Source organism: Streptomyces sp. NPDC043726 (genome assembly GCF_056436565.1).
Genome location: NZ_JBWKCI010000013.1, coordinates 102645 through 123000, shown reverse-complemented (window position 1 = coordinate 123000; position 20356 = coordinate 102645). Strand labels below are relative to the sequence as shown.

General features: G+C 71.8%; 24 protein-coding genes. 7 read left to right on the top strand and 17 right to left on the bottom strand.

All coding sequences use genetic code 11. The annotated features are described in order from the left end of the window. Positions 1–139: 139 nt before the first annotated feature. Positions 140–1870: a hypothetical protein gene (locus tag AC068Z_RS32990; RefSeq protein WP_478564004.1), complete on the top strand. Its 1731-nt coding sequence runs from the start codon at positions 140–142 to the stop codon at positions 1868–1870. 74 nt (positions 1871–1944) lie between these two features. Here AC068Z_RS32990 and AC068Z_RS32985 read toward each other — a convergent pair whose 3' ends face one another. Genes AC068Z_RS32985 through AC068Z_RS32965 form a run of 5 tightly spaced genes read right to left on the bottom strand, consistent with a single transcriptional unit; the run spans position 1945 to position 6331 of the window. Continuing rightward, complete coding sequence (locus AC068Z_RS32985; RefSeq protein ID WP_478564001.1) at positions 1945–3192, bottom strand: cytochrome P450; 1248 nt, start codon at positions 3190–3192, stop codon at positions 1945–1947. After that, positions 3189–3794, bottom strand: coding sequence for a GTP-binding protein (locus AC068Z_RS32980; protein WP_478563998.1), 606 nt, complete (start codon positions 3792–3794; stop codon positions 3189–3191). Before AC068Z_RS32980 ends, AC068Z_RS32985 begins: the two co-directional genes overlap by 4 nt. Next, positions 3775–4146: a DUF742 domain-containing protein gene (locus tag AC068Z_RS32975; RefSeq protein WP_478563995.1), complete on the bottom strand. Its 372-nt coding sequence runs from the start codon at positions 4144–4146 to the stop codon at positions 3775–3777. Before AC068Z_RS32975 ends, AC068Z_RS32980 begins: the two co-directional genes overlap by 20 nt. Continuing rightward, the gene (locus tag AC068Z_RS32970; protein ID WP_451730456.1) at positions 4143–4553 is read right to left on the bottom strand and encodes a roadblock/LC7 domain-containing protein; all 411 of its coding nucleotides are present in this window, start codon (positions 4551–4553) and stop codon (positions 4143–4145) included. The genes AC068Z_RS32975 and AC068Z_RS32970 overlap by 4 nt, the downstream gene beginning before the upstream one ends. Continuing rightward, positions 4550–6331: an ATP-binding protein gene (locus AC068Z_RS32965; RefSeq protein ID WP_478563991.1), complete on the bottom strand. Its 1782-nt coding sequence runs from the start codon at positions 6329–6331 to the stop codon at positions 4550–4552. Before AC068Z_RS32965 ends, AC068Z_RS32970 begins: the two co-directional genes overlap by 4 nt. A 237-nt stretch (positions 6332–6568) precedes the next feature. Between AC068Z_RS32965 and AC068Z_RS32960 the strand changes: the two genes are divergently transcribed. Both AC068Z_RS32960 and AC068Z_RS32955 read left to right on the top strand, forming a co-directional pair. Continuing rightward, positions 6569–6931: a DUF1304 domain-containing protein gene (locus AC068Z_RS32960; RefSeq protein WP_478563988.1), complete on the top strand. Its 363-nt coding sequence runs from the start codon at positions 6569–6571 to the stop codon at positions 6929–6931. Continuing rightward, the gene (locus tag AC068Z_RS32955; protein ID WP_478563985.1) at positions 6928–7491 is read left to right on the top strand and encodes a TetR/AcrR family transcriptional regulator; all 564 of its coding nucleotides are present in this window, start codon (positions 6928–6930) and stop codon (positions 7489–7491) included. The genes AC068Z_RS32960 and AC068Z_RS32955 overlap by 4 nt, the downstream gene beginning before the upstream one ends. A 3-nt stretch (positions 7492–7494) precedes the next feature. Here the strand turns inward: AC068Z_RS32955 and AC068Z_RS32950 are convergent, their stop codons facing one another. Further along, on the bottom strand, positions 7495–8349 hold the full coding sequence (locus tag AC068Z_RS32950; RefSeq protein WP_478563982.1) for a hypothetical protein: 855 nt from the start codon (positions 8347–8349) through the stop codon (positions 7495–7497). An 81-nt stretch (positions 8350–8430) separates the two neighbouring features. Further along, positions 8431–9384: a GlxA family transcriptional regulator gene (locus AC068Z_RS32945; protein WP_478563979.1), complete on the bottom strand. Its 954-nt coding sequence runs from the start codon at positions 9382–9384 to the stop codon at positions 8431–8433. Positions 9385–9455: 71 nt separating this feature from the next. Between AC068Z_RS32945 and AC068Z_RS32940 the strand changes: the two genes are divergently transcribed. Continuing rightward, positions 9456–10406 (top strand): NADP-dependent oxidoreductase, encoded by a 951-nt coding sequence (locus AC068Z_RS32940; RefSeq protein WP_478563976.1) that lies wholly within the window; start codon positions 9456–9458, stop codon positions 10404–10406. Between the two features lie 319 nt (positions 10407–10725). Beyond that, positions 10726–11106, top strand: a complete 381-nt coding sequence (locus AC068Z_RS32935; protein ID WP_478563973.1) for an anti-sigma factor antagonist — start codon at positions 10726–10728, stop codon at positions 11104–11106. A gap of 9 nt (positions 11107–11115) precedes the next feature. On the opposite strand, the gene tuf is transcribed toward AC068Z_RS32935, so the two are convergent. Both tuf and AC068Z_RS32925 read right to left on the bottom strand, forming a co-directional pair. Further along, the gene (tuf, locus tag AC068Z_RS32930; RefSeq protein ID WP_478563970.1) at positions 11116–12309 is read right to left on the bottom strand and encodes an elongation factor Tu; all 1194 of its coding nucleotides are present in this window, start codon (positions 12307–12309) and stop codon (positions 11116–11118) included. 55 nt (positions 12310–12364) lie between these two features. Continuing rightward, on the bottom strand, positions 12365–13318 hold the full coding sequence (locus AC068Z_RS32925; protein WP_478563967.1) for a ribose-phosphate diphosphokinase: 954 nt from the start codon (positions 13316–13318) through the stop codon (positions 12365–12367). A gap of 273 nt (positions 13319–13591) precedes the next feature. On the opposite strand from AC068Z_RS32925, the gene AC068Z_RS32920 reads away from it, so the two are divergent. Further along, positions 13592–14257 carry a DUF4230 domain-containing protein gene (locus AC068Z_RS32920; RefSeq protein WP_478563964.1) on the top strand — a complete coding sequence of 222 codons (666 nt, stop codon included), beginning with the start codon at positions 13592–13594 and terminating at the stop codon, positions 14255–14257. 1 nt (position 14258) lies between these two features. On the opposite strand, the gene AC068Z_RS32915 is transcribed toward AC068Z_RS32920, so the two are convergent. Genes AC068Z_RS32915 through AC068Z_RS32890 form a run of 6 tightly spaced genes read right to left on the bottom strand, consistent with a single transcriptional unit; the run spans position 14259 to position 17976 of the window. Continuing rightward, positions 14259–16022, bottom strand: coding sequence for a complex I subunit 5 family protein (locus AC068Z_RS32915; RefSeq protein WP_478563961.1), 1764 nt, complete (start codon positions 16020–16022; stop codon positions 14259–14261). Beyond that, positions 16022–16369, bottom strand: coding sequence for a sodium:proton antiporter (locus tag AC068Z_RS32910; protein WP_478563958.1), 348 nt, complete (start codon positions 16367–16369; stop codon positions 16022–16024). Before AC068Z_RS32910 ends, AC068Z_RS32915 begins: the two co-directional genes overlap by 1 nt. Next, entirely contained in the window at positions 16369–17109 is a 741-nt protein-coding gene (gene mbhE / locus AC068Z_RS32905) for a hydrogen gas-evolving membrane-bound hydrogenase subunit E (protein ID WP_478563955.1), read from the bottom strand. Before mbhE ends, AC068Z_RS32910 begins: the two co-directional genes overlap by 1 nt. Next, complete coding sequence (locus tag AC068Z_RS32900; protein ID WP_478563952.1) at positions 17106–17351, bottom strand: Na(+)/H(+) antiporter subunit B; 246 nt, start codon at positions 17349–17351, stop codon at positions 17106–17108. The genes mbhE and AC068Z_RS32900 overlap by 4 nt, the downstream gene beginning before the upstream one ends. Further along, positions 17348–17797 carry a monovalent cation/H+ antiporter complex subunit F gene (locus AC068Z_RS32895; protein ID WP_478563949.1) on the bottom strand — a complete coding sequence of 150 codons (450 nt, stop codon included), beginning with the start codon at positions 17795–17797 and terminating at the stop codon, positions 17348–17350. The genes AC068Z_RS32900 and AC068Z_RS32895 overlap by 4 nt, the downstream gene beginning before the upstream one ends. Continuing rightward, complete coding sequence (locus tag AC068Z_RS32890) at positions 17794–17976, bottom strand: hypothetical protein (protein WP_478563946.1); 183 nt, start codon at positions 17974–17976, stop codon at positions 17794–17796. Before AC068Z_RS32890 ends, AC068Z_RS32895 begins: the two co-directional genes overlap by 4 nt. Positions 17977–18196: 220 nt before the next feature. Here AC068Z_RS32890 and AC068Z_RS32885 point away from each other — a divergent pair, with 220 nt between their 5' ends. Beyond that, a complete protein-coding gene (locus tag AC068Z_RS32885) occupies positions 18197–18814 on the top strand; it encodes a VanZ family protein (protein ID WP_478563943.1) in 618 nt (205 codons plus the stop codon). 178 nt (positions 18815–18992) lie between these two features. Here the strand turns inward: AC068Z_RS32885 and tgmB are convergent, their stop codons facing one another. Further along, positions 18993–19949: an ATP-grasp ribosomal peptide maturase gene (gene tgmB / locus AC068Z_RS32880; RefSeq protein WP_478563940.1), complete on the bottom strand. Its 957-nt coding sequence runs from the start codon at positions 19947–19949 to the stop codon at positions 18993–18995. A gap of 14 nt (positions 19950–19963) precedes the next feature. Beyond that, the gene (tgmA, locus tag AC068Z_RS32875) at positions 19964–20155 is read right to left on the bottom strand and encodes a putative ATP-grasp-modified RiPP (protein ID WP_478563937.1); all 192 of its coding nucleotides are present in this window, start codon (positions 20153–20155) and stop codon (positions 19964–19966) included. Positions 20156–20356: the final 201 nt, after the last annotated feature.

Here is a 20356-nt window from a genome sequence, read left to right as displayed (position 1 = left end):
GAGTTCGAAAGGACCCCACCCCCATGCCCCAGGACGTCAGGTTCGACCTGCCCTTCGGCACGCCCTCGGAATCGACCGGCCGACCACCACACGGCCGGTCGATTCCCTTGCCAGGACCACCGCTTGAAGGGAACCCGGTGTGAGATCTCGAGTCGTAGGCAGTGATCCGGAGATATCCACCGGCAGCCCCGTCCCGGCGCGGCCAGGCGTCCTGTTCCAGCCGGAGGAGGCGGGCAGCGCCCTGGCCCGCCTCTTCGCACAACTCGCCAGAACACGCACGGAGGAGTTCCGAGAACGCCAGGACGCCGCCCAACGGCGGCTCGAAGCACTCGGCTCCCCTCGATCCGGCACCACGCTGCACGTGGAGGGGGCCCTCCGGCCCGCGCCCCGCGCGTTCCTCCCGCCCGACGAGGAGGGCCGCGCCAGGCTGCGCCGGCTCGACGCCGGCCTGCGCCTGATCGAGACGGCCTTCCCCGAGGTCAGCACCGATGCCGAGGTCTGCCGGCTGACCTGCGCGATGCTGGAGGGGGCGTGGCGGAGCCGGGCATTCGCCCCGCCGCGCGAGGAGGAGCGGACCAACGTATGCGAATGCGTGTTGTGCCGTCGGCTGCCGACGCCCCCCGAGCGCACACTGGCCGACTACGGCTGGCGGCAGAGCGCCGGCCGTCCCCTCGCCGTCAAGACCTGGCCGTACCACCGGGAACTCGACAGCGTCCTCACCGGTGGCTGGGTTCTGGCCCGGCTGATGAACGACCTCGAAGGCGACCTCGGCTACCGCCACCGCTTCGAGGACGACATCCTGCTCTTCCACGAGTACAAGCGCGTGATCGACACCATCGACACCACGCACCTGACCCGGCTCATCGAAGGCCGCCTGGCCGAGAACTTCAGCACCAACACCGCACGGGCCCTGGTCTGCGGGCTCTTCGCCGCCCACAAGAGGTCCGTCGACGAGTACTGGCTGCAGCAGCACGACGCGGGTAACGTCGTCCTCCCCCAGACCAACCCGCTCGGCCAGAGCACCTACTCGCTCCTGCAGATGATGGACTGCCTGTTCTGGCACGTCTCACCCGACACCGAGCTCTGGCAGGAGGAACACCTCGCCTCCCTGCTGCTGTGCCGCGTCGTCGACGACATGTCCGACGTCCGGGCCGACGCGCTCACCGGCGAGATCAGCAACTTCTGGCTCGCCGACATGCCCACCCACACCAAGACCCTCTACGCCGCCGGTGCCATCGCCCTGATCAAGTACGGCTGCCTGCCCGAGGCGCACGAGACGATGTGGAACTCCTGGCTGATGCCCAGCACCATCGTCTGGATGGGGCTGACGGGGCGCCACGCCCTGTGGTTCGACGGCATCACCGAGAACCTGCCCCCGGCCGAGGACTGCCCGCTGTGCGACCTGCAGCCCAACGCGTGCACCGGCATCCTCACCCACGGAACGACCCTCACCATCGCCCCCCGGCCCACCGCACCGGCCCTGAGCCCCGGGACCGCGGAGCTGTCCGCGCGCTGCCGGGTCCAACACCCCGGAACGTGGGAGCTGTTCGACGCCGAGCTGCACGCCTTCGAAGCGCTGCACGGCCCCTGGCACGGCAACGTCGACACCACCTGGGACATCCTGCGCCGCACCTACCTCGCCGCCGTGGAGGCGGCCGGCGCCGCACCGGACACGGCCCGCGCTCGCCAAATCCAGGAGGACTCCGGCGCGGTCGGAGCGGAGTACTACCACACCCTGCACGACCCGCGGACCGGGCGGGAGGACACCGCACTGCTCGCCTACATGTTCGGCTGTGCCCACCCGCACTTCCTCTGGAACGCCACGGGACACCGTCCCGGGGACGTGGCGGGCGACTGGCTCGACGGCTGACGCCGGGATCTCGTCCCGGAAACAGGAGGACGCCGCCCGGCCGTTTGTTCAGCCGGGCGGCGTCCTCCCAGGTCCTATACGGCGAACTCGACCGGCAGGCTGTCCAGCGGGGACATCCAGGTGGACGCGGTCGAGGTGAGCTCCTCCGGCGGCACGGCCAGCCGCAGGCCCGGCAGCCGGTGCAGCAGGACGTCCACCGCGACCTCGATGACGGACATCCCGATGTTCTGCCCGGGGCACTCGTGCGGGCCCGCGCCGAACGCCAGGTGCGCCTGATTGCCGTGCACCGAGACGCTCGGGTCGGGCCGGATCTCCGGGTCGAGGTTGCCCGGCGCGAGACCGAGGACGAGCAGGTCGCCCTCCTCGATGCGGTGCCCGCCCAACTCGACGTCGCTGGCGGCGAACCGCCCCGGCAGGACGGCCAGCGGCGGGGAGTTCCACATGGCCTCCTCCACCACCGCCGAGATGTTCAGCTGACCGCTGATCAGCCCGGAGAGCCGGGAGGCGTCGGTCAGCACCAGCTCCAGCACCCGGGCCAGCAGGCTGGTCGTGACGTGCGCGGCGATCAGCACCGCGCGCAGGTGCAGCACGACCTCGTCGTGGTCGAGCGCCGCGTGGTGCTCCAGCAGGCCGGTGGCGAGGTCGGAGCCGGGTTCGGACCGCCTGCGCTCGGCGAGTTCACCGAAGATCTCCCGGATCACACCGTCGTGCCTGACGGCGTCCTCGCCGCCCTTCATCACCTGGGCGCAGGACTCGACCAGGCGCCGCCCCTCCGCCTCGGCGAGCCCCAGCACGCGGGCGATCACGAGCATCGGCAGTAAGTCGGCGTAGTCCGCGACCAGATCGGCGCGGCCGGTGCCCGCGAACGTGTCGATCTGCTTGTTGGCGAAGTGCGTGGCGTGGCGCCGGATACCGCGGTCGGCGGCGGACTGCAGCCCGTCCTTGACGGCGCCGCGCAGTCGGCGGTGGGCCTCGCCGTCCTGGGACACGCAGTCGGGGCGCCAGGCGAGCATCGGGATCAGCGGGGAGTTCTCCGCGATCCGGCCCTCCCGCCAGTCCCGCCAGATCCGTCCGTCCCGGGCGAACTGGCTGGGGTTGTCGAGCACGCGCCGACTGTCCCGGTAGCCCAGGACCAGCCAGGCGGGGATGTCGCCCTCCAGCAGCACCGGGGCGACGGAGCCGTGTTCCTTGCGCAGCCGCTCGTAGATGGCGCGCGGGTCGGTCGCGGCCTCGGGCCCGTAGAGCCGGACCAGTTCGGCCGAACCGTGCGCGACCGGGCAGCCGCGGGGAGTCTCGGGAGTGTCGGGGTTCTGGTCGTTCATCGGGGCTCCAGGGCGACGACGGAGCGTTCCTTCAAGTGACGCATCAGGGTGATCAGCACGTCACGGCTGGAGGCCCGGTCGCGGGCGTCGCAGACCACGATCGGGGTGTGGGGGGAGATGTCCAGGGCGTCCCGGATCTCCTCGATGGGGTGTTCCTTGGAGTCGGGGAAGACGTTCAGGGCGATCACGAAGGGCACCTCCTGGCGCTCCATCTCCTCGATCGCCCGGAAGCTGGAGGCGAGCCTGCGGGTGTCGACCAGGACGACCGCGCCGAGCGCGCCCTTGAACAGGCCGTTCCACAGGAACCAGAACCGCTCCTGGCCCGGGGTGCCGAACAGGTACAGCATCAGGCTCTCGTTGATGCTGATCTTGCCGAAGTCGAGACTGACGGTGGTCTCGGTCTTGTCGGCGACCCCGATGAGGTGGTCGACGTCGGCGCTCGCCTGGGTGAGGGTCTCCTCGGTGGTGAGCGGCTTGATGTCGCTCACCGAGCGGACCATGGTGGTCTTCCCGGTGCCGAACCCGCCGGCGATCATCACCTTCACCGAGCGGGTGGCACCGGAGGCCGGCCCGCCGGGGTGGTCAAAGCCTTTCAAGTCCACTGAGTACCTCCTCAAGGAGCGCGAGGTCGGGCCCGCGGCCGGCGCCGTGCGCCGGGATGGGGTCACGGGCTTCGACGCGGCCTGCCTCGAGCAGATCCGCCAGCAGCACCGCGAGAATGTTGAAGGGCAATCCGAGATGGGCGCCGAGTTCGGCCACCGACAGCGGATCGCGGCAGCGCCGGAGGATCTCCTCGTGCTCGTGCTGCATCCCCGGGAGGGGGGCCGTGAGGGTCACGATGAGGGTCGCCACGTCGAGGCTGGACGCCGAACCGCCCGGTCCGCTGCGCCCCTTGGTGAGGACGTAGTAGCGCTCGAGACCGGACGGATCCGTGGGCCGGCGGGGAGCACTCATCCAGAGTGCTCCTCCAGGCGCGGAGTGGTGCCGAGCAACTCGCCCATCCTGCGCGCCAGGTCCCTCATCTGATGTCCGAGCAGCCCCTGGTCGAGGCCCTCGCGGGCGAGCACGCCGAGATACGTCTCGACCCCGGCCCGTACGACGAACAGGTGGCCGCCGTCGACCTCGATCATGGCCAGCCTGAGCTGCCCCGCGTAGGCGGGGAACTGCTCGGCGACCGGCTGGGCCAGCGCCTGCAGTCCCGCCACCACGGCGGCGAAGCGGTCCACGTCGTCGGGGTCTTCGGCGCCGTAGGAGGTGATGGCCTTGCCGTCGCTGGAGGCCACCAGCGCGAAGCGGATCTCCGGGATGGACTCCACCAGATCGCGGAGCGCCCAGCTCACGTCGGTTCCCTGCTGCGTCATACGGACTTGTCGCTCTCTTCGGTCTGGGGCTCGGTGGACTCGCGGCCCGCGGTGGCGTCGGGGCCGTCGCCGGGCCCGCCCGCGCCGGGCTCGCGGCCCGCGGTGGCGAAGGCGGCCAGGCCGGCGAAGGACGCGTCCGGCGGGACGGCCGCGACCGCGGCCCCCTCGCTGCGTTCGGTGCGTTCGGCCGGCTCGTGGCGGGCCGCCTCGCTCCGCCTGCTGCGGCGCCGGGGCAAGCCACCGGGCGTGGTCTCCACGCCGTCACCCGCGTCCGCCCCGGCCGGCGCGGAGGCGACGGTGGCGCGGGCCGCGAGTCCGGTGGCGGTCGCCGCGGTCCGGGGCGCCGGGACGGTCGGAGCGGCCGACGCGGTGGGTGCGGCGGAGGCGGCCAGGGGGCTGAAGTACTTGTGCGGGACCACGACGACCACCGAGGTGCCGAGCCACGGCGAGTCCGCGTAGGTGACGCGGATGCCGTAGCGGCGGGCCAGGCTGCCGACGACCCGCAGGCCGATGCTGGCGTCCTCGGAGATGCCGCCGAGGCCCGCGCCCGCCGCGGTGCCGGCCAGGGCGTGCTCGGCCTCGCGCTTCTTCTCCTCGCTCAGGCCCTTGCCGGAGTCCTGGATCTCGATGCCGACGCCGTTGGGCACCTCCTTGCCGGAGACGACCACCGGCTCGGTGGGCGGCGAGTAGCGGGCCGCGTTGTCCAGCAGGTGGGCGAAGATCAGCGTGAGGTGGTCCACCAGGCCGCCGTCGACGCCGAGTTCGGGCAGATGGCGTACCTCGACCCGGTGGAAGTCCTTGATCCGGCCGATGCCGCCGCGGACCACACTGAGCAGACGCTGCGGCTCCTGCCACTGCCGGCCCGGGCGGTCGGAGCCGCCGAGCACGCCGACGCTGGCGGCGAGACAGTCGGCGGGGCCGATGGCCTGGTCCAGCTCCATCAGGCCGCGTGCCACGGACGGCAGCCGCCCGTGCTCGCCCTGCATCTCGTGCAGCCGGCCACGCAGTTTGCTGGTCAGGACGTGGATGCGGTTGCCGATGCTGATCACGGCCTGCTCGGCGGAGGTCGAGCGGTTGAACTCGGCCTCGACGCCGATCAGCGCGGTCCTGAGCACCTTGCGCAGCTCGGCCTGGAGCTCGGTGCTGACCTTGGCGCACTGGTTCGTCACCGGCAGCAGGTCGTCGACCGCCTCGCCGGCGCGCAGCCGCTCCAGCGCGTCGGGCAACTGCTCCCCGGCGAGCCGGGCCACCGCGTCGTACTGGTGGCTCAGCTGGTCCTTGAAGACGTCGGCCTGGTCGGCGAGCTGGGCTTCGTAGGACTGGGCCTGTCCGGCGAGCCGCTCCTCGAACGCCCGCACCTGCTCGGCGAGCCTCTCCTCGAACGCCCGCGCCTGCTCGGCGAGTTGTGCTTCGTAACCGGCGGCCTGCTCGGCGAACCGGCCTTCCACGGCGGCGCGTTCGGCGTCCTGGGCGACCCGCTCGGCGGCGAACTTCCGTTCCAGGCCCGCCACGTGCTGCTGCCACTGCTGCGAGTGCTCGGCCTGCGCGGTGCGGAACTCGCTCTCGGCGCGGCGTGCCTGCGTCCGGGTGCGGATCAGCAGCCGTACGCACACACTGCTCGCCGCGGTGGCCGCGGCACCCGCGACGGCGGCGGTTATTCCCTCGGAGCTCATGAAGGTCGCGGCGACCGTCCCGCCTCCTAAGGCCAGCGGCATCAGCCACCAGCTGTACCAGGCGACAGGGGCCCGCGCCGCCGGGGGCGGAGTGGCGAGTTCCATCTGCATCCTTCGAACCAACGCGATCGAACAGGGGGGGTGTGCAAGAGGGCCGCACTACCGGGTCAACTCGCGGCGCCGTAGGGGAGCTTATCGGGTTGGAGGGCAAAAGGATCAACCACTCCCGGTCCACGGAGGTGAGGGTTCCGTCACTCTCCGCCAGGAATCGGTCATTCATGAACCTGGACAGGTGTCTGGTTATTATGGACACCTGTCTATCGGTGAAGGAGTGGAACGATCATGGACGCGGTCGCGAACGTGCTGGTGGGCCTGGTGGCCGCGCTGCACCTCTACATCCTGGTGATGGAGATGTTCCTGTGGCAGAAGAAGCCCGGACGGTCCCTGCACGGCTTCGGTCCGGAACTGGCCCGCACGACCGCTCCGCTCGCCGCCAACCAGGGTCTGTACAACGGCTTCCTGGCCGCCGGCCTGGTCTGGGGGCTCGTCGCGGACGACCCGACGGGCTACCGCGTCCAGGTCTTCTTCCTGGTCTGCGTGGTGATCGCGGGGGTGTTCGGCGCGGCCACCGCGTACCGCCGCATCCTGGTGGCGCAGGCCCTGCCCGGCGCACTCGCCCTGGCCGCCGTCCTGGTGGCCGGATGAGCGCGCCCCCGCCCGCGGACCCGAGGACCGCCCGCACCCGGGAACGGCTGCGCCGGGCCCTGCTCGACGAGTGCGCCGAATGGCCGCTGGCCCGGGTCTCGGTGGCCGCGGTGGTACGCCGCGCCGAAGTCGGCCGGGCCACCTTCTATCTGCACTACGACGGCCTGGAGGCACTGGCCGTCGACGCCTGCGCGGACGTCGTGCGCGAGGCCGTGGAGGCCCTGCACGCCTGGCGGGGCCGCCCCGACCCGGTGCACGCGCCGCCCGCGCTCGTGGAGTTCTTCGCCTCCCTCGCCCCGCACTCCGCGCTTTACCGGGAGTTGCTCGCCCCGGGCGGCGGCGGCCCACTCGGCCGGGTCCTGCACCGCGACCTCAGGGCGTACAGCCTGCGCGAGCGGGAACTGGCGGGCGCGGCGGACGCCCCCCTCGTCGCGTCCGCCGTCGCCGCCACCTTCGCCGGAGTGCTGGCCGACTGGCTGCACGGCCTGATCGAGGCCACCTCCGAGGAAGTGGCCCACCAGGTCTGGCAGTTGCTGGTCGCCCTGCACGCGAGCCGCTGACGGTCACTTGCAGCCGAAGCCGTCCGCCAGCCGCGGCCAGGCCTCCACGCCGTCGGGAGTGCGGACGTACACCTTCGCCGGGTCGTCCTTGACCAGCCACAACTCCCGTTCCTCGTAACGGTGTCCGGTGTCGCGGGCGTCGGCGGGCATCCGGACGTCCCCGTCGTAGGGGGACGTGAGCGCACCCGGGGGCAGCACACCGGCCGGATCGCGGGCGTACGTCTTGGCGTCCACGCCCCGGCCCATCGCCAGGAAGTGGGCCCGCTGCCAGTCGCAGTGGTCCGGGCCCGCGTTGCTGTGCACGGTCGTGACCGGCACCCGCCCGCCGTCCCGGTCGGTCCAGATCTCGTACCACTGGGAGTCGGTGAAGCTCGCGGGGAGTTCGGCCGGGTCGCAGGAGGCGCTGGTCTCCGGTCCCCAACCGGGCCGGTTCCTCCCGTCCTTGGCGACGACGACCGCGACCTTGGTGCGGCCCTCGACGTCGAGGGAGTACAGCACCCGGTCGCCCTCCTTGCGCTCCTCGCGGTAGCCGGTGCGCGGCACGTCGGGCTGCTCGATGTCGAAGTACACCTGAAGCCCCTCCGCCGGCGTCGAGCCCCCGTCGCCCTCGCTCCACCGGTCGGCGCCGCCGCCGGAGTAGATCTCCCCGTCGCACTCCAGGGCGCGGCCCGCGGCGCCCGACCCGGCCCGCGCCGCCGCCGGGCTGTCCTCGTCGAGGTTCCGCACCGGCACGTGCAGCGGCCCGTCGTACGGCGTGGCCGGTGCCGCCCCTTCGACGACCAGGCCCTCCCCGTCGTCACCGCAGCCCACCGCGGTCACGGCCACCGTGATCGCCACCGCCATCAGCCTCGCGCGCATCCCCACCCCTTGTCCGCCGTTCGGTTCCTCGCTCCTCCGACGCGGCTGCGGCCAGGAACGTTCGGCGGCGGCCGGGAACGTTCAGCCCTGGCGGGAGGACTCCTGGAAGGTACGGCGATAGGCCTGCGGCGAGACGCCGATCGCGGCGTGCAGATGCTGGCGCAGTGAGGCGCCGGTGGCGAAGCCGACCTCGCCGGCGATGTGGTCCACCGGCAGGTCGCTGGCCTCCAGCAGGTGGCGGGCGCGGGCGACGCGCTGCTGGATGAGCCAGCGACCGGGGCTGAGGCCGACCTCGTCGTTGAAGCGGCGGGCGAAGGTGCGGGCGCTCATCCGGGCGTGGGCGGCGAGATCGGCCAGCGTCAGCGGTTCGCCGAGGCGTTCCAGGGCCCAGACACGGGTGGCGGCCGTACTGGCGGCGCCCGGCTCCGGCACGGGCTGCGGGATGTACTGGGCCTGGCCGCCGTCGCGGAACGGCGGGACGACGCAGGAACGGGCGACCAGATTGGCCAGTTCGCTGCCGTGGTCCTTGCGCACGATGTGCAGGCAGACATCGACACCGGAGGCCGCGCCGGCCGAGGTGAGGACCCGGCCGTCGTCGACGAAGAGGACGTCCGGGTCGAGGTCGATGTGCGGAAAGCGGCGCCGGAAGTGCTCGACCACGTGCCAGTGGGTGGTGGCCTTGCGTCCGTCGAGCAGTCCGGCCGCGGCGAGGACGAAGGCGCCGGTGCAGATCGAGACGATGCGTGCCGTCGGGGGGATCAGCGCGAGGGCGGCGCCGACCTCGTCGGGCAGGTCCTTCGGGATCCGGTAGGGGTCGATCGCCGTGATCACCACGGTGTCGGCGGTGGCCAGGATGTCGGGGCCCTGCTCGACGCCGATGGTGAAGTCGGCGTTGCTGCGCACCGGCCGGCCGTCGACGGAGCAGGTCAGCACCTCGTAGCGGCCCATGGCCGCGCCGAAGATCCGGGCCGGGATGCCCAGCTCGAAGGGGTAGACGCCGTCGAGCGCCAGGACGACCACACGTTCCGTTCGCATGGCACGATCCTATCGAATGATGGCCATCTTGCCATTTTCCCAGCGGGCGGCGCCCGGCACGCTGGTTGACCATGAGCACTGTGAACACGATGCGAGCCATCACCCAGGACGTCCTCGGCGGTCCCGAGGTCCTGAAGGAAGCCGAGCTGGAGCGGCCCACGCCCCGCCCGAACGAGATCCTGGTCCGCGTACGGGCGGCCGGACTGAACCCCACCGACTGGAAGCACCGCGAGAACGGCGGCTTCCTCGGTCAGCCGCCCTTCGTCCTCGGCTGGGACGTCTCCGGCGTGGTCGAGGCGGTCGGCATCGGGGTCGCCCGCTTCCAGCCCGGCGACGAGGTCTTCGGCATGCTGCCGTACCCGTTCGGCCACGGCTCGCACGCCGAGTACGTCACCGGCCCGGCCCGCGCCTTCGCCCTGAAGCCCGCCGTGATCGACCACGTCCAGGGCGGCGCGCTGCCGCTGGTCTCCCTCACCGCCTGGCAGGCGCTGATCGAGACGGCCGACCTGCGGCCGGGGCAGCGGGTGCTGATCCACGCGGCGGCGGGCGGGGTCGGGCACGCGGCCGTGCAGATCGCCAAGGACCGCGGCGCCTACGTCATCGGCACCGCGAGCGAGGGCAAGCACGACTTCCTGCGGAAGCTGGGCGCGGACGAGCTGATCGACTACCGCTCGACCGACTTCGCCGAGGCCGTGCGGGACGTCGACGTCGTCCTGGACACCATCGGCGACGACTACAGCCTGCGCTCGCTGCGGGTGCTGCGTCCCGGCGGGCTGGTGGTGTCGATCCTGCCGGTCGGCTCGGACGAGCTGTACACGGAGGCCGAGCGCCTCGGCGTGCGGGCCCTGCGGATGCTGGTGGACGCCTCGCACTCCGGGATGAAGGCCGTAGCCGACCTCGTCGAGCGGGGCGCCCTGCGCGCGACGATCGCCGGGACCTTCCCGCTGGCCGAGGCCGCCGAGGCACACCGGCTCGGCGACACCGGCCGGACGACCGGGAAGCTGGTCCTGGTGGTCGACTGACCTGACCGGACAGTGGCGGGAAGACCGGCACGGTCCGGCCGCCTCGCCCGCGCGCCTGCAGCCACAGGCGCGCGGGCGCGCTGTCGTAGAGGCTTCGACGGCCCATCGAAAGCTCTCATTCGATATTCACAGACATATGTCAATCGAACATGCGCAGATTCACTCCATCGAGGGTAACTTGCAGTGCGGGGAACGGTTTTGCTCTCACTCGGCGCCCCGGTGACGGCCCTGCGCTCGTACGCTCGCTGCACGATGTCACCCCGGCCCCCGGTGACCTGCAACCCCGCCGCCACAGGAGCAGGTTGGAGGCGATGTCGTCGTGCCGCAGGAGCCTGCGCCGCTCAGCCGTCACTTGCGCGTACGCCAGGACCGGGGCCATACGGTGCTGGAGTTCCACGGCGAGATCGACCTCGCCGCGGCGGTCGAACTCCTCCCCTTACTGGACCGGATGACGGCCCGCCCGCACGCCCGGATCGTCATCGACCTGCGGCCGGTGGAGTTCTTCGACTGCTCCGGACTGCGGCTGCTGTACCGGGCCCGCACCCGGGTCCTGGACCACGGCGGACAGCTCCAGCTGGTCTGCGTCCATCCGCTCACCCTGCGGGTGCTGCGGCTGACCGGCCTGGCCCGGCTGCTGCCCCCGCATCCGACGCTGGACGCGGCCCTGGGCCAGCCCGAGGCCACGTCCGGCTCGGTGTGAGCGACGTCCCTACTTCACGATCCTGGTGACCTGGCCCGCGCCGACGGTCCGCCCGCCCTCCCGGATCGCGAACTTCAGCCCCTCCTCCATCGCGACCGGCTGGATCAGCTGGACGTACATCGTCGTGTTGTCGCCCGGCATGACCATCTCGGTGCCCTGGGGCAGCGTCACCACACCCGTGACGTCGGTCGTGCGGAAGTAGAACTGGGGGCGGTAGTTGTCGAAGAACGGCGTGTGCCGGCCGCCCTCGTCCTTGGACAGGATGTACGCCCGCGCCTCGAACTCCTTGTGCGGAGTGACCGAACCGGGCTTGACGACGACCTGCCCGCGCTCGACGTCCTCCCGCTTCACCCCGCGCAGCAGCAGGCCGACGTTCTCCCCGGCCCGGCCCTCGTCGAGCAGCTTGCGGAACATCTCGACACCGGTGACGGTCGTCTTCGTCTTCTGCTCGTGGATGCCGATGATCTCGACCTCGCTGTGGACGTGCAGCGTGCCGCGCTCGATCCGGCCGGTGACCACGGTGCCCCGGCCGGTGATGGTGAACACGTCCTCGATCGGCATCAGGAACGGCTTGTCCACGTCCCGCCGCGGTTCCGGCACCGCCGCGTCGACGGCGTCCAGGAGGTCGAGCACCGACCGGGTCCACCGCTCGTCCCCCTCCAGCGCCCGCAGCGCGGACACCTTGACGACCGGTACCTCGTCGCCGGGGAACTCGTACTCGGTGAGCAGCTCGCGCACCTCCAGCTCGACCAGTTCCAGGATCTCCTCGTCGTCGACCATGTCGGTCTTGTTCAGCGCCACGACGATGTACGGCACGCCCACCTGGCGGGCGAGCAGCACATGTTCCTTGGTCTGCGGCATCGGCCCGTCGGTCGCCGCGACGACGAGGATCGCGCCGTCCATCTGGGCCGCGCCGGTGATCATGTTCTTGATGTAGTCGGCGTGGCCGGGGCAGTCGACGTGCGCGTAGTGCCGGTGTTCCGTCTGGTACTCGACGTGGGCGATCGAGATGGTGATGCCGCGCTGCCGCTCCTCGGGCGCCTTGTCGATCTGGTCGAACGGCGTGTACGGGTTCAGGTCGGGGAAGCGGTCGTGCAGCACCTTGGTGATGGCCGCCGTGAGCGTGGTCTTGCCGTGGTCGATGTGACCGATGGTGCCGATGTTCACGTGCGGCTTGGTCCGTCGGAACTTCGCCTTCGCCACTGCGGGCCCTCCTCGCCACGGGAGTGAGGCCGGGCCTTGCCCGGCTACCTCCTGTCTATTCGCTGCGCGGCGCGTCGAACAGGGCGCTGACGGACTCACCGTTGTGAATGCGGCGTACGGCTTCGGCGAGCTGGGGGGCGACGGTGAGCACCCGCAGCTTGTCGGTGCGCTCCTCCTCGGGCACCGGCACGGTGTTGGTGCACACGATCTCCAGGACGTCCGGCTGCTCGCCGATCCGCTTGAGGGCGCCGGAGGTGAACAGACCGTGGGTGCAGGCCACCCGGATCGAGCGCGGCCCCAGCTCCCGTAGCCGGTCGAGGAGTTCGAGGACGGTGCTGCCCTTGGCGATCTCGTCGTCCAGCACGATGACATCGCGGTCGGCGACCTCGCCGATGACGGAGTTGATGCTGACCCGGTCGTCCGCGAACCGCTGCTTGGCGCCCGCGGCCACCTGGGCGCCGAGCATCCGGGCGAAGGCGGCGGCCTCCTTGGCGTTGCCGAGGTCGGGCGAGACGACGGTGGTGCGGGTCAGGTCGTACTGGCGGAAGTGGGTGGCCAGTTCGCGCAGCGCGTGCAGGTGGTCGACCGGGACCGAGAAGAAGCCGTGCACCTGGGGCGAGTGCAGGGTCATGGCGAGGACCCGGCTCGCGCCCGCCGCCACCATCAGGTCGGCGACCAGGCGTCCGCCGAGCGAGATGCGGGGCTGGTCCTTCTTGTCGGAGCGGGCGTAGGAGTAGTGCGGCATGACGACGGTGATCCGCCCGGCGGAGGCCCCGCGTGCCGCGTCGCACATCAGCAGCAGCTCGACGAGGTTCTCCTGGACCGGGGCGACCAGCGGCTGGACGAGGAAGACGTCCCGCTCCCGGCAGTTGGCCTGAAGCTGCACCTCCAGGCAGTCGTTGGCGAACCGGCTGACCCGGGTCGGGCTCAGCGGCACCCCCAGATGCGCGCAGACCTCCGCCGCCAGGTCGGGGTGGGCGCTACCGCTGAACACGGCGATGTCTCGCACGAAATCCGCTCCTCGCATGATCATTCCGGCTGCCGGCCTCATGCTACTGAGCGCACGGAGCACCTCGCCGTGCGGATCGGCTCAGGTGAGCAGGAAGGGTGCTGTCCTGGTTCATCCGGGTCTCCTGGCCGAGGGGCCGCGAGCGCTTCGGTGAGGGCGTCCTCTCACGCCAATGTGCCCCACCCGCCTCCGTCAGGGGCACCAACCGGCCAATCGACCCGTCTCGCACGGCGATTGGGGGGCATCCGCACAGTAGGAAGGAGGGCCGTCGCCATGACGACTCCCATCAGACGCCTACCCAGGCGCATGCCCGGCTGGGCGAAGGCCGTGAGCGCCGTCGTGCTGGTGCTCGCCGTACTGTTCGCCGGGATCGGGCTGAGTGTGATCCCGGGCCTGAAGGACCTGTTCGGCACGGAGACCCACGACCGGTCGGGTCCCGCGCTGCTCCAGTCCATCCAGGACATCAGCCGCTACGACGCCGCCTCCGGCAACTTCCAGGTTGTCGTGGACCTGGAGAAAGACGCCAAGTACCTGCCCGACGCCATCCGCGGCACCCGCACGCTGTACGTCGGCGCGGGCACCGTGGATGCCTACGTCGATCTCGGCAAGGTGGGTGAGGACGACGTGACGGTCAACGAGGACCGTACGTCCGCCACGCTGAAGCTGCCGCACGCGGCGCTCGGGAAGCCCGCGCTCGACCCCGACCGCTCCTACGCCGTCTCCAAGCAGCGCGGGCTGTTCGACCGGATCGGCGATCTCTTCTCGGACAACCCCAACAGTGAGCAGGCCGTGCAGCAGCTCGCCGCGAAGCACATCGGCGCGGCCGCGAAGGAGAGCGCGCTGACCAAGCGCGCCGAGAGCAACACCACCGCGATGCTCAAGGGACTGCTGCACTCGCTCGGCTTCAAGGAGGTGAAGGTCGTCTACCCGGCCGCCTGATTCAGGCGGTCAGGACCCCGGGCAGGGCGAGCGCGCCCAGCACCACGGCGCCGACCAGCAGCCAGGCCACATAGTCCCCGACGTGGCCTGACTGCAGGCGCCGGAGCGGGTCCGCCCAGGCCGGTGCGGCGAGCCAGGCCGGACGGGCCACGGCGAGGGCCGCGAGCCCCGCGGCCAGCAGGGTCGACAACAGGTCCAGCAGCACGCCGGCCGGGGTCCAGTGCAGGGACGGGACGACGGCGCCGGCCGAACCTGCCTCGTTCACCGCGTGCGCGACGACGTCGGCGAAGCCGGGGGCGACGCCGACCGCGAGCGCGGCGGCGAGCAGCAGCGCGGGGACCGCCGTCATGGAGTCCGGGACCCGGCTGAGCCGCCGCCGGGTCTCGGGCTCCTCGCCGGAGCCGGTCGTCTCGTACGCGCTCGTGTCCTCCGGTTCGGGGCCGAGTCCGTAGAACACGCGCGCGGCGACCCGCAGTACCGCCCCGGCGGTCAGCGCGGTCGCCGCGACGTACAGGACGGTGAGCGGTTTGCCGACGGCTTCCTCGGTGAGGGCCTTGCCGAGGCCGGTGCCGAAGGGCGGCAGCCCGGCGAGGGCGAGCGCGCCGACGGTGAACAGGACGGCGACTCCGCGCAGTTCACGGGCCTTGCCGTGCAGGGCGTGCTCGTCGACGTCGCCGTACCGGTCCAGCAGGATGCCCGCGCAGGCGAACAGGGCGGCCTTCACTCCGGCGTGGCCGATGACGTACAGCGCGACGCCGTCGTCGGCCTCGGGGGTCAGCACGCCGATGCCGATCAGGAAGAGCCCGGTGTGGGCGACGGTGGAGTAGGCGAGGAGGCGTTTGATGTGCCGCTGGTACCAGCACATGACGGCGCCGATCGCCGCGGTGAGCGCGCCGAGCGTGACCAGCACCCGTTCGAAGTCGGCGGGCGGGACGCCGCCGGGTCCGGCGAAGACGGTGCCGTACATCCGCCAGACGCCGTACACGCCGAGTTCGACCATGACGCCCGAGAGCAGCATGCACACGGGGGTGGGGGCGACGGCGTGGGCGTCGGGGAGCCAGAAGTGGAAGGGGACGGCGGCCGACTTGACCAGGAGTCCGGTCAGGACGAGGACGAACGCGGCGAGGACCAGCGCGTCCGGCGGACCGTGGGCGTCGAGTCCGCGTCCGATCTGGCTCAGGGCGAGTTCGCCGGTCCGGGCGTACAGCAGGGCGATGCCCATGAGCATGGCGTACGCGCCGAGCGAGGTGACGACGGCGAAGGTCAGGGCGCCCTGGACGGCCTTGGCCTCCTCGACCCGGTGGCCGGTCAGGGCGTAGGCGACGACGCTCATCAGCTCGAACCAGACGAAGGCGTTGAACAGGTCGCCCGCGACGGCGAAGCCGCACATGCCCGCCTGGAGCAGCAGCATCAGCGCGGGGAAGGACCCGGCGTGCCGGCGCGGCGGTTCCTCGAAATAGCGCCAGGAGTACGTCAGGGCCGCCAGCGTCAGCAGCGAGGCGAGCGCGGCCATGCCGAGCCCCGCCCCGTCGCCGACCAGCACGATGCCGACGCTGCGGCCGTCGACGGGCGTCCAGCCGCCGACCCATTCGACGTACGGCGGTGAGGAGTTCAGCAGCAGCACCAGCGCGAGTCCCGCCGTACCGGCCGAGACGAGGCAGCCCACGGTCTCGGCGGCCACCCGGGGCAGCAGGCGCCCGCCCGCGACCAGCAGGGCGGCGCCCAGCAGCGGGAGGGCGACCAGCAGCGGCAGCAGGTCGCCCATCAGCCGCGCAGCTCGGAGAGCTCGTCGGGGTCGATCGTGCCGTGCCGCTTGGCGATCTGCACGACGAGGGCGAGCAGCAGGGCGGTGACGGTGGCGCCGACGACGACGTCGGTGAGGGTGAGCGCCTGGACGACCGGGTCGACGACCGGCCGGCTGCCGGGCTCGATGTCGGAGAAGACGGGCGCGGTGGCGTCGTCGCGGTAGCCGACGGCCAGCAGCAGGACGTAGGTGGCGGACTGGCACACGCTCAGACAGCCGACCGCGTGGATCAGGTTGCGGCTGGTGGCGAGGCCGTGACAGCCGATCAGGAAGATCCACGCGGCGACCAGGTAGGGGAACACGTCCATCACGTGCCGTTCTCCTCCTCGATCTCGACGGCCTGGTCCAGGAACCGGGCGAGCAGTACGACGACGGCGCAGGCGACCTCCATGCCGACGGCCGCGTTCAGCAGGGGCACGGTGCCGCCGGAGGACAGCGTGTTGAACGTGCCGTACGACAGGAGGGTGTTGGCGAGGAAGGAGCCGGCGCCGATCAGACAGGCGAGGCCGGTGACGAGGTAGGCGGAGACGGCGAGGGCGTCGCCGACCTCGAACAGGCCGACCGGGCGGACGCGTTCCAGGGCGCGGTAGTCGGCGCCCAGGTAGAGCAGGTGCAGGGCGGTCGCGGCGACGATCCCGCCCTGGAAGCCGCCGCCGGGGCTGAGCTGGCCGTGGGCGATGACGTAGAAACCGGTGAGCAGGGCCACGGGCAGGGCCGCGAGGGCGTAGCGGCGCACCGGACGGGCGACGACGGCGGAGGCGGGGCGGGCGCGGTGCTCGTCGCGGGTCTGGCGGAGCAGGACGACACAGCCGAGGACCGCGGCGAACAGGATGCTGATCTCGCCGAGGGTGTCGAAGGCGCGCTGGTCGAAGTTGACGGAGGCGATGGTGTTGGCGGTGTTCCGGGCGAGGGACTCCCGCACGGCGCGGTCGCCGTAGGGGTGGCGGTCGCCGCCGAACTCGGGGAGGTCCAGACAGGCCGCTACCAGCAGCGCGGCGAGTCCCGCGACGCCGAAGGCGACGAGCAGGAGCCGGGTGCGCCGGTTCATCGCTCACGCCCCTTGTGGCGGGGGCGTTTGACCTTGCGGACGGTCAGCAGCATGAGCAGCGGGGTCAGGGCGGAGCCGACGGCGAGCTGGGACAGCGCGACGTCGGGTGCCTGGACCACGGTGAACAGCACGGCGAGCGCGGTGCCGAGGACGGCGAGCACCAGGGCCTGGCGGACGGGGTCGCGGACCAGGACCGCGGTGGTCGCGCAGGCCGCGACCAGGAGCAGCGCCACGGCGATCATCGCGCCTCCTGGGGGAAGCCGCCGGACAGGGCGCGGGAGGCGACGACGTTGCCGACGATCAGCAGCACTCCGACGACCAGCAGTTTCAGCATCTCCCGGCCGGGGCCGACGGCCGCGCACAGCACCGGCACCACGACCGCGGTCAGGGCGGCCCCCGCGAGGGTGAGGCCGCGGGCGCCCGAGGGGTCGGCGGCGAGTTCGTCGGCGAGCAGCCGGGCGAAGACGAGGGTGCCGACGGGGCCGAGCAGGGCGAGGACGAGCGCGAGATCGACGTAGGCGGGGCGGTCGTAGGCCTGGGAGAGGAGCAGCAGGCCGGGGCAGGCGACGGCGGTGAACAGGTTCTGGGCGACGACGCGGCGCCGCAGCGGTCCGGTGGCCACCCCGTACATCGTGGCCGCGCCCCCGCCGCCGAGGACCACGCCCGCCGTGACCAGCCAGCCGTTCACGACGCCCGCACCGCCCTGCGCGCGGCGGTCGCGGCGAGCGCGCCGAGGGCGGCGACGCCGGTTCCGACCGCGAGTTCCAGAGCGTCCACGGCGGTGACGAGGACCAGCCACAGCACGAGGAGCGCGGCCCACCAGGCCAGCAGCTCGGCCCCGGCGAGCAGAGCCGCCCTGCGCGTCATACGCCACCTCCCTCACCGGCGCGGCGAGATGTCCGTTTACGCCGCTTTCCGCGCCATCCAAACACCGTGCCCGGCGCGGGGCGTGACGGCGCGCGGGTCCCCGCCGGAGTGCCCCGGCAGCGCGCGAGGAAACGACCCCGGGCGGGAGGACGGCCGCATCGTCGGGCGTTCCGCGGGTAACCGCACTCTCACTAGGGGAAGTTGAAGTCTGGAGGACCGAATGGCCCGTGCAGCATTGCGTTCCCGCGTCGGTGTGCTCCGCCCGCGCGCCCGCAGGTCCGCGCCGCCGCCCGAGGCCGAGAAGGCACCCCGGTCCGCCCGCCGGCCCTTCCGCAGGTCCGCTCCCCCGCCCGAGCCCGAGAAGGAGCGCCGGTCCGCCCACCCCCTGCGGTTCCTGGGCCGGCTGATGGCGATGATCTGCGCGTTCACGCTGATGGTGGCGTTCGCGGTGGTGCTCGCCAAGCTGACCCTGCAGCCCTCCCCCGCCTCGGAGTCCCTGACGCACACCAACATGCACCCGGGAAGGTCGCTGCGCGCCTATCTGGACCAGCCCGAACTGCGCGACGCCGTCAAGCAGATCGGCGGGAACATCGTGCTGGGCATCCCCTTCGGCGTGCTCGCCCCGGTCCTCGCCCCACGGGCGCGCGGGGTGCTGCGGGTGCTGCTGTTGACGGCGACGGTGATGCTGCTGGTGGAGTTCGCCCAAGGCGCCCTGGTGACCGGCCGCGCCTTCGACATCGACGACGTCATCCTCAACACCACGGGGGCCCTCATCGGGTACCTGCTGCTGGGGCGGCGCATCAGCCGGGCGGTGCACGTGAAGGAGCGTCGCGCCTAGGGTCTGTCTGACCATCCCCGTCGTCCGCCCGAAGAGCAGGCCCGGCGGCGTCTGGTGCGTGCGATCGCAAGGCGCTCAGGCAGCGGGGCTGGGGGTCCAGGTCCCCCTCTGGGGGAGTGCGTGCCAGGCGTCGCCGGGCAGGCGGGAATGGTCAAAGCTGCCTGGGCCCGCCCGACGCCTAGTGCCGCCCGCCGGCGGCTCGGTGGTCCGTCGTGGAGTGGGCCAGCCAGTGGGCGACCGCCGCGGAGATCGGCTGTCCGGTCTCCAGTTCGACGAACCCGAACTGGCCGCCCTGGTTGCACTCCAGGAACCACCAGACGCCGTCCTCGTCCTCGGCGAAGTCGAAGGCCGCGTACGCCAGCGAGGAGAGCCCGACGTATTCGCGCACCGAGCCCGCGATGCGTCCGGGCACGGCGACCGGCTCCCAGGCGTGCCCGGTCTCGCCGAAGCGTCCGTCGACCTGGCCGGGTTCGGCTCGCTTGCGCGCGGCGAACAACTGGGCGCCGACGCAGGTCAGCCGGATGTCGGCCCGCTTGGGCACATACCGCTGGAGCAGCGCGGGACCGGCCGCGACGGCGGTGAAGTCCGCGTCGGGGCCGATCAGCGTGGTGGGCAGGGCCATGCCGGGTTCACCGGGCGGCGGCCCGGAGGCGGACTTCACGACCACCTCCCGGTGCTCCTCGGCGAACTCCCGCGCCAGCCGCGGCGAGGTGGTGAACACGGTCGGCGGTACGGCGAAGCCGCTGAGGTGGGCGACCCGCAGCTGCCAGGGCTTCAGCCGGGCCCGTTCCGCGTCACTCGGATGGTTCATCCAGCGCGCGGGAGCGGAGTAGAGCATGCCGTACAGCGCCTGCCGGGTCTCGGCGGTCAGCCACGGCGAGGAGTGGGCCGCGTGGGCCGCCGGTTCGCCGGGCCTGCGCATCCAGACGGAGCGCAGGCCACTCATGCTGAGCACGTGTCCGTTGACCGAGAGATGGCCGGCGAAGTCGCCGTGCGCGAAGTCGGCGGACAGCACTGCCTTGCCCGGCAGGTCCGCGGGGTTCAGGCGCAGCACGGGAGTTCCGGTCCCGTGCAGCCTGGCCACCACCATGTCGGCGGTGACGTCCTCCTCGGACGTGAGGATCAGTACGGTCATGCGGTGGCGGGTCCTCAGTCGTCGAAGTGCGTCTGGGAACCGGCGGTGGACGTCGTCGTACCGGCCGCGAGCAGAAGCTCCCGGTCCATGACCGCCGGGCGGCCGTCGGCCAGCACGTTCAGCTGACGCGCGGCGTCGAAGCGGTACGGCGTCACCATGGTCGTATGCCCGCTGGGGTGGGCGTAGTTGAGGGTGAACGGTCGCACTCGAAAAACCTCCAAGGGTCGCGCGTTGTCTACGTACCGTCCCTTACGCGCCTGTTGCGTAAGGAATTCATCACTTTCGGCTACATGAGGGTGAAGGTCGTCACATCATCCGCCTCAACCGCCGCGGACGCGCCGCGACTTGTCTTCCGGAGGCCGGATCACCGGACGAGCAACTCCTGGTCCGTACCAAGGTATTGACGC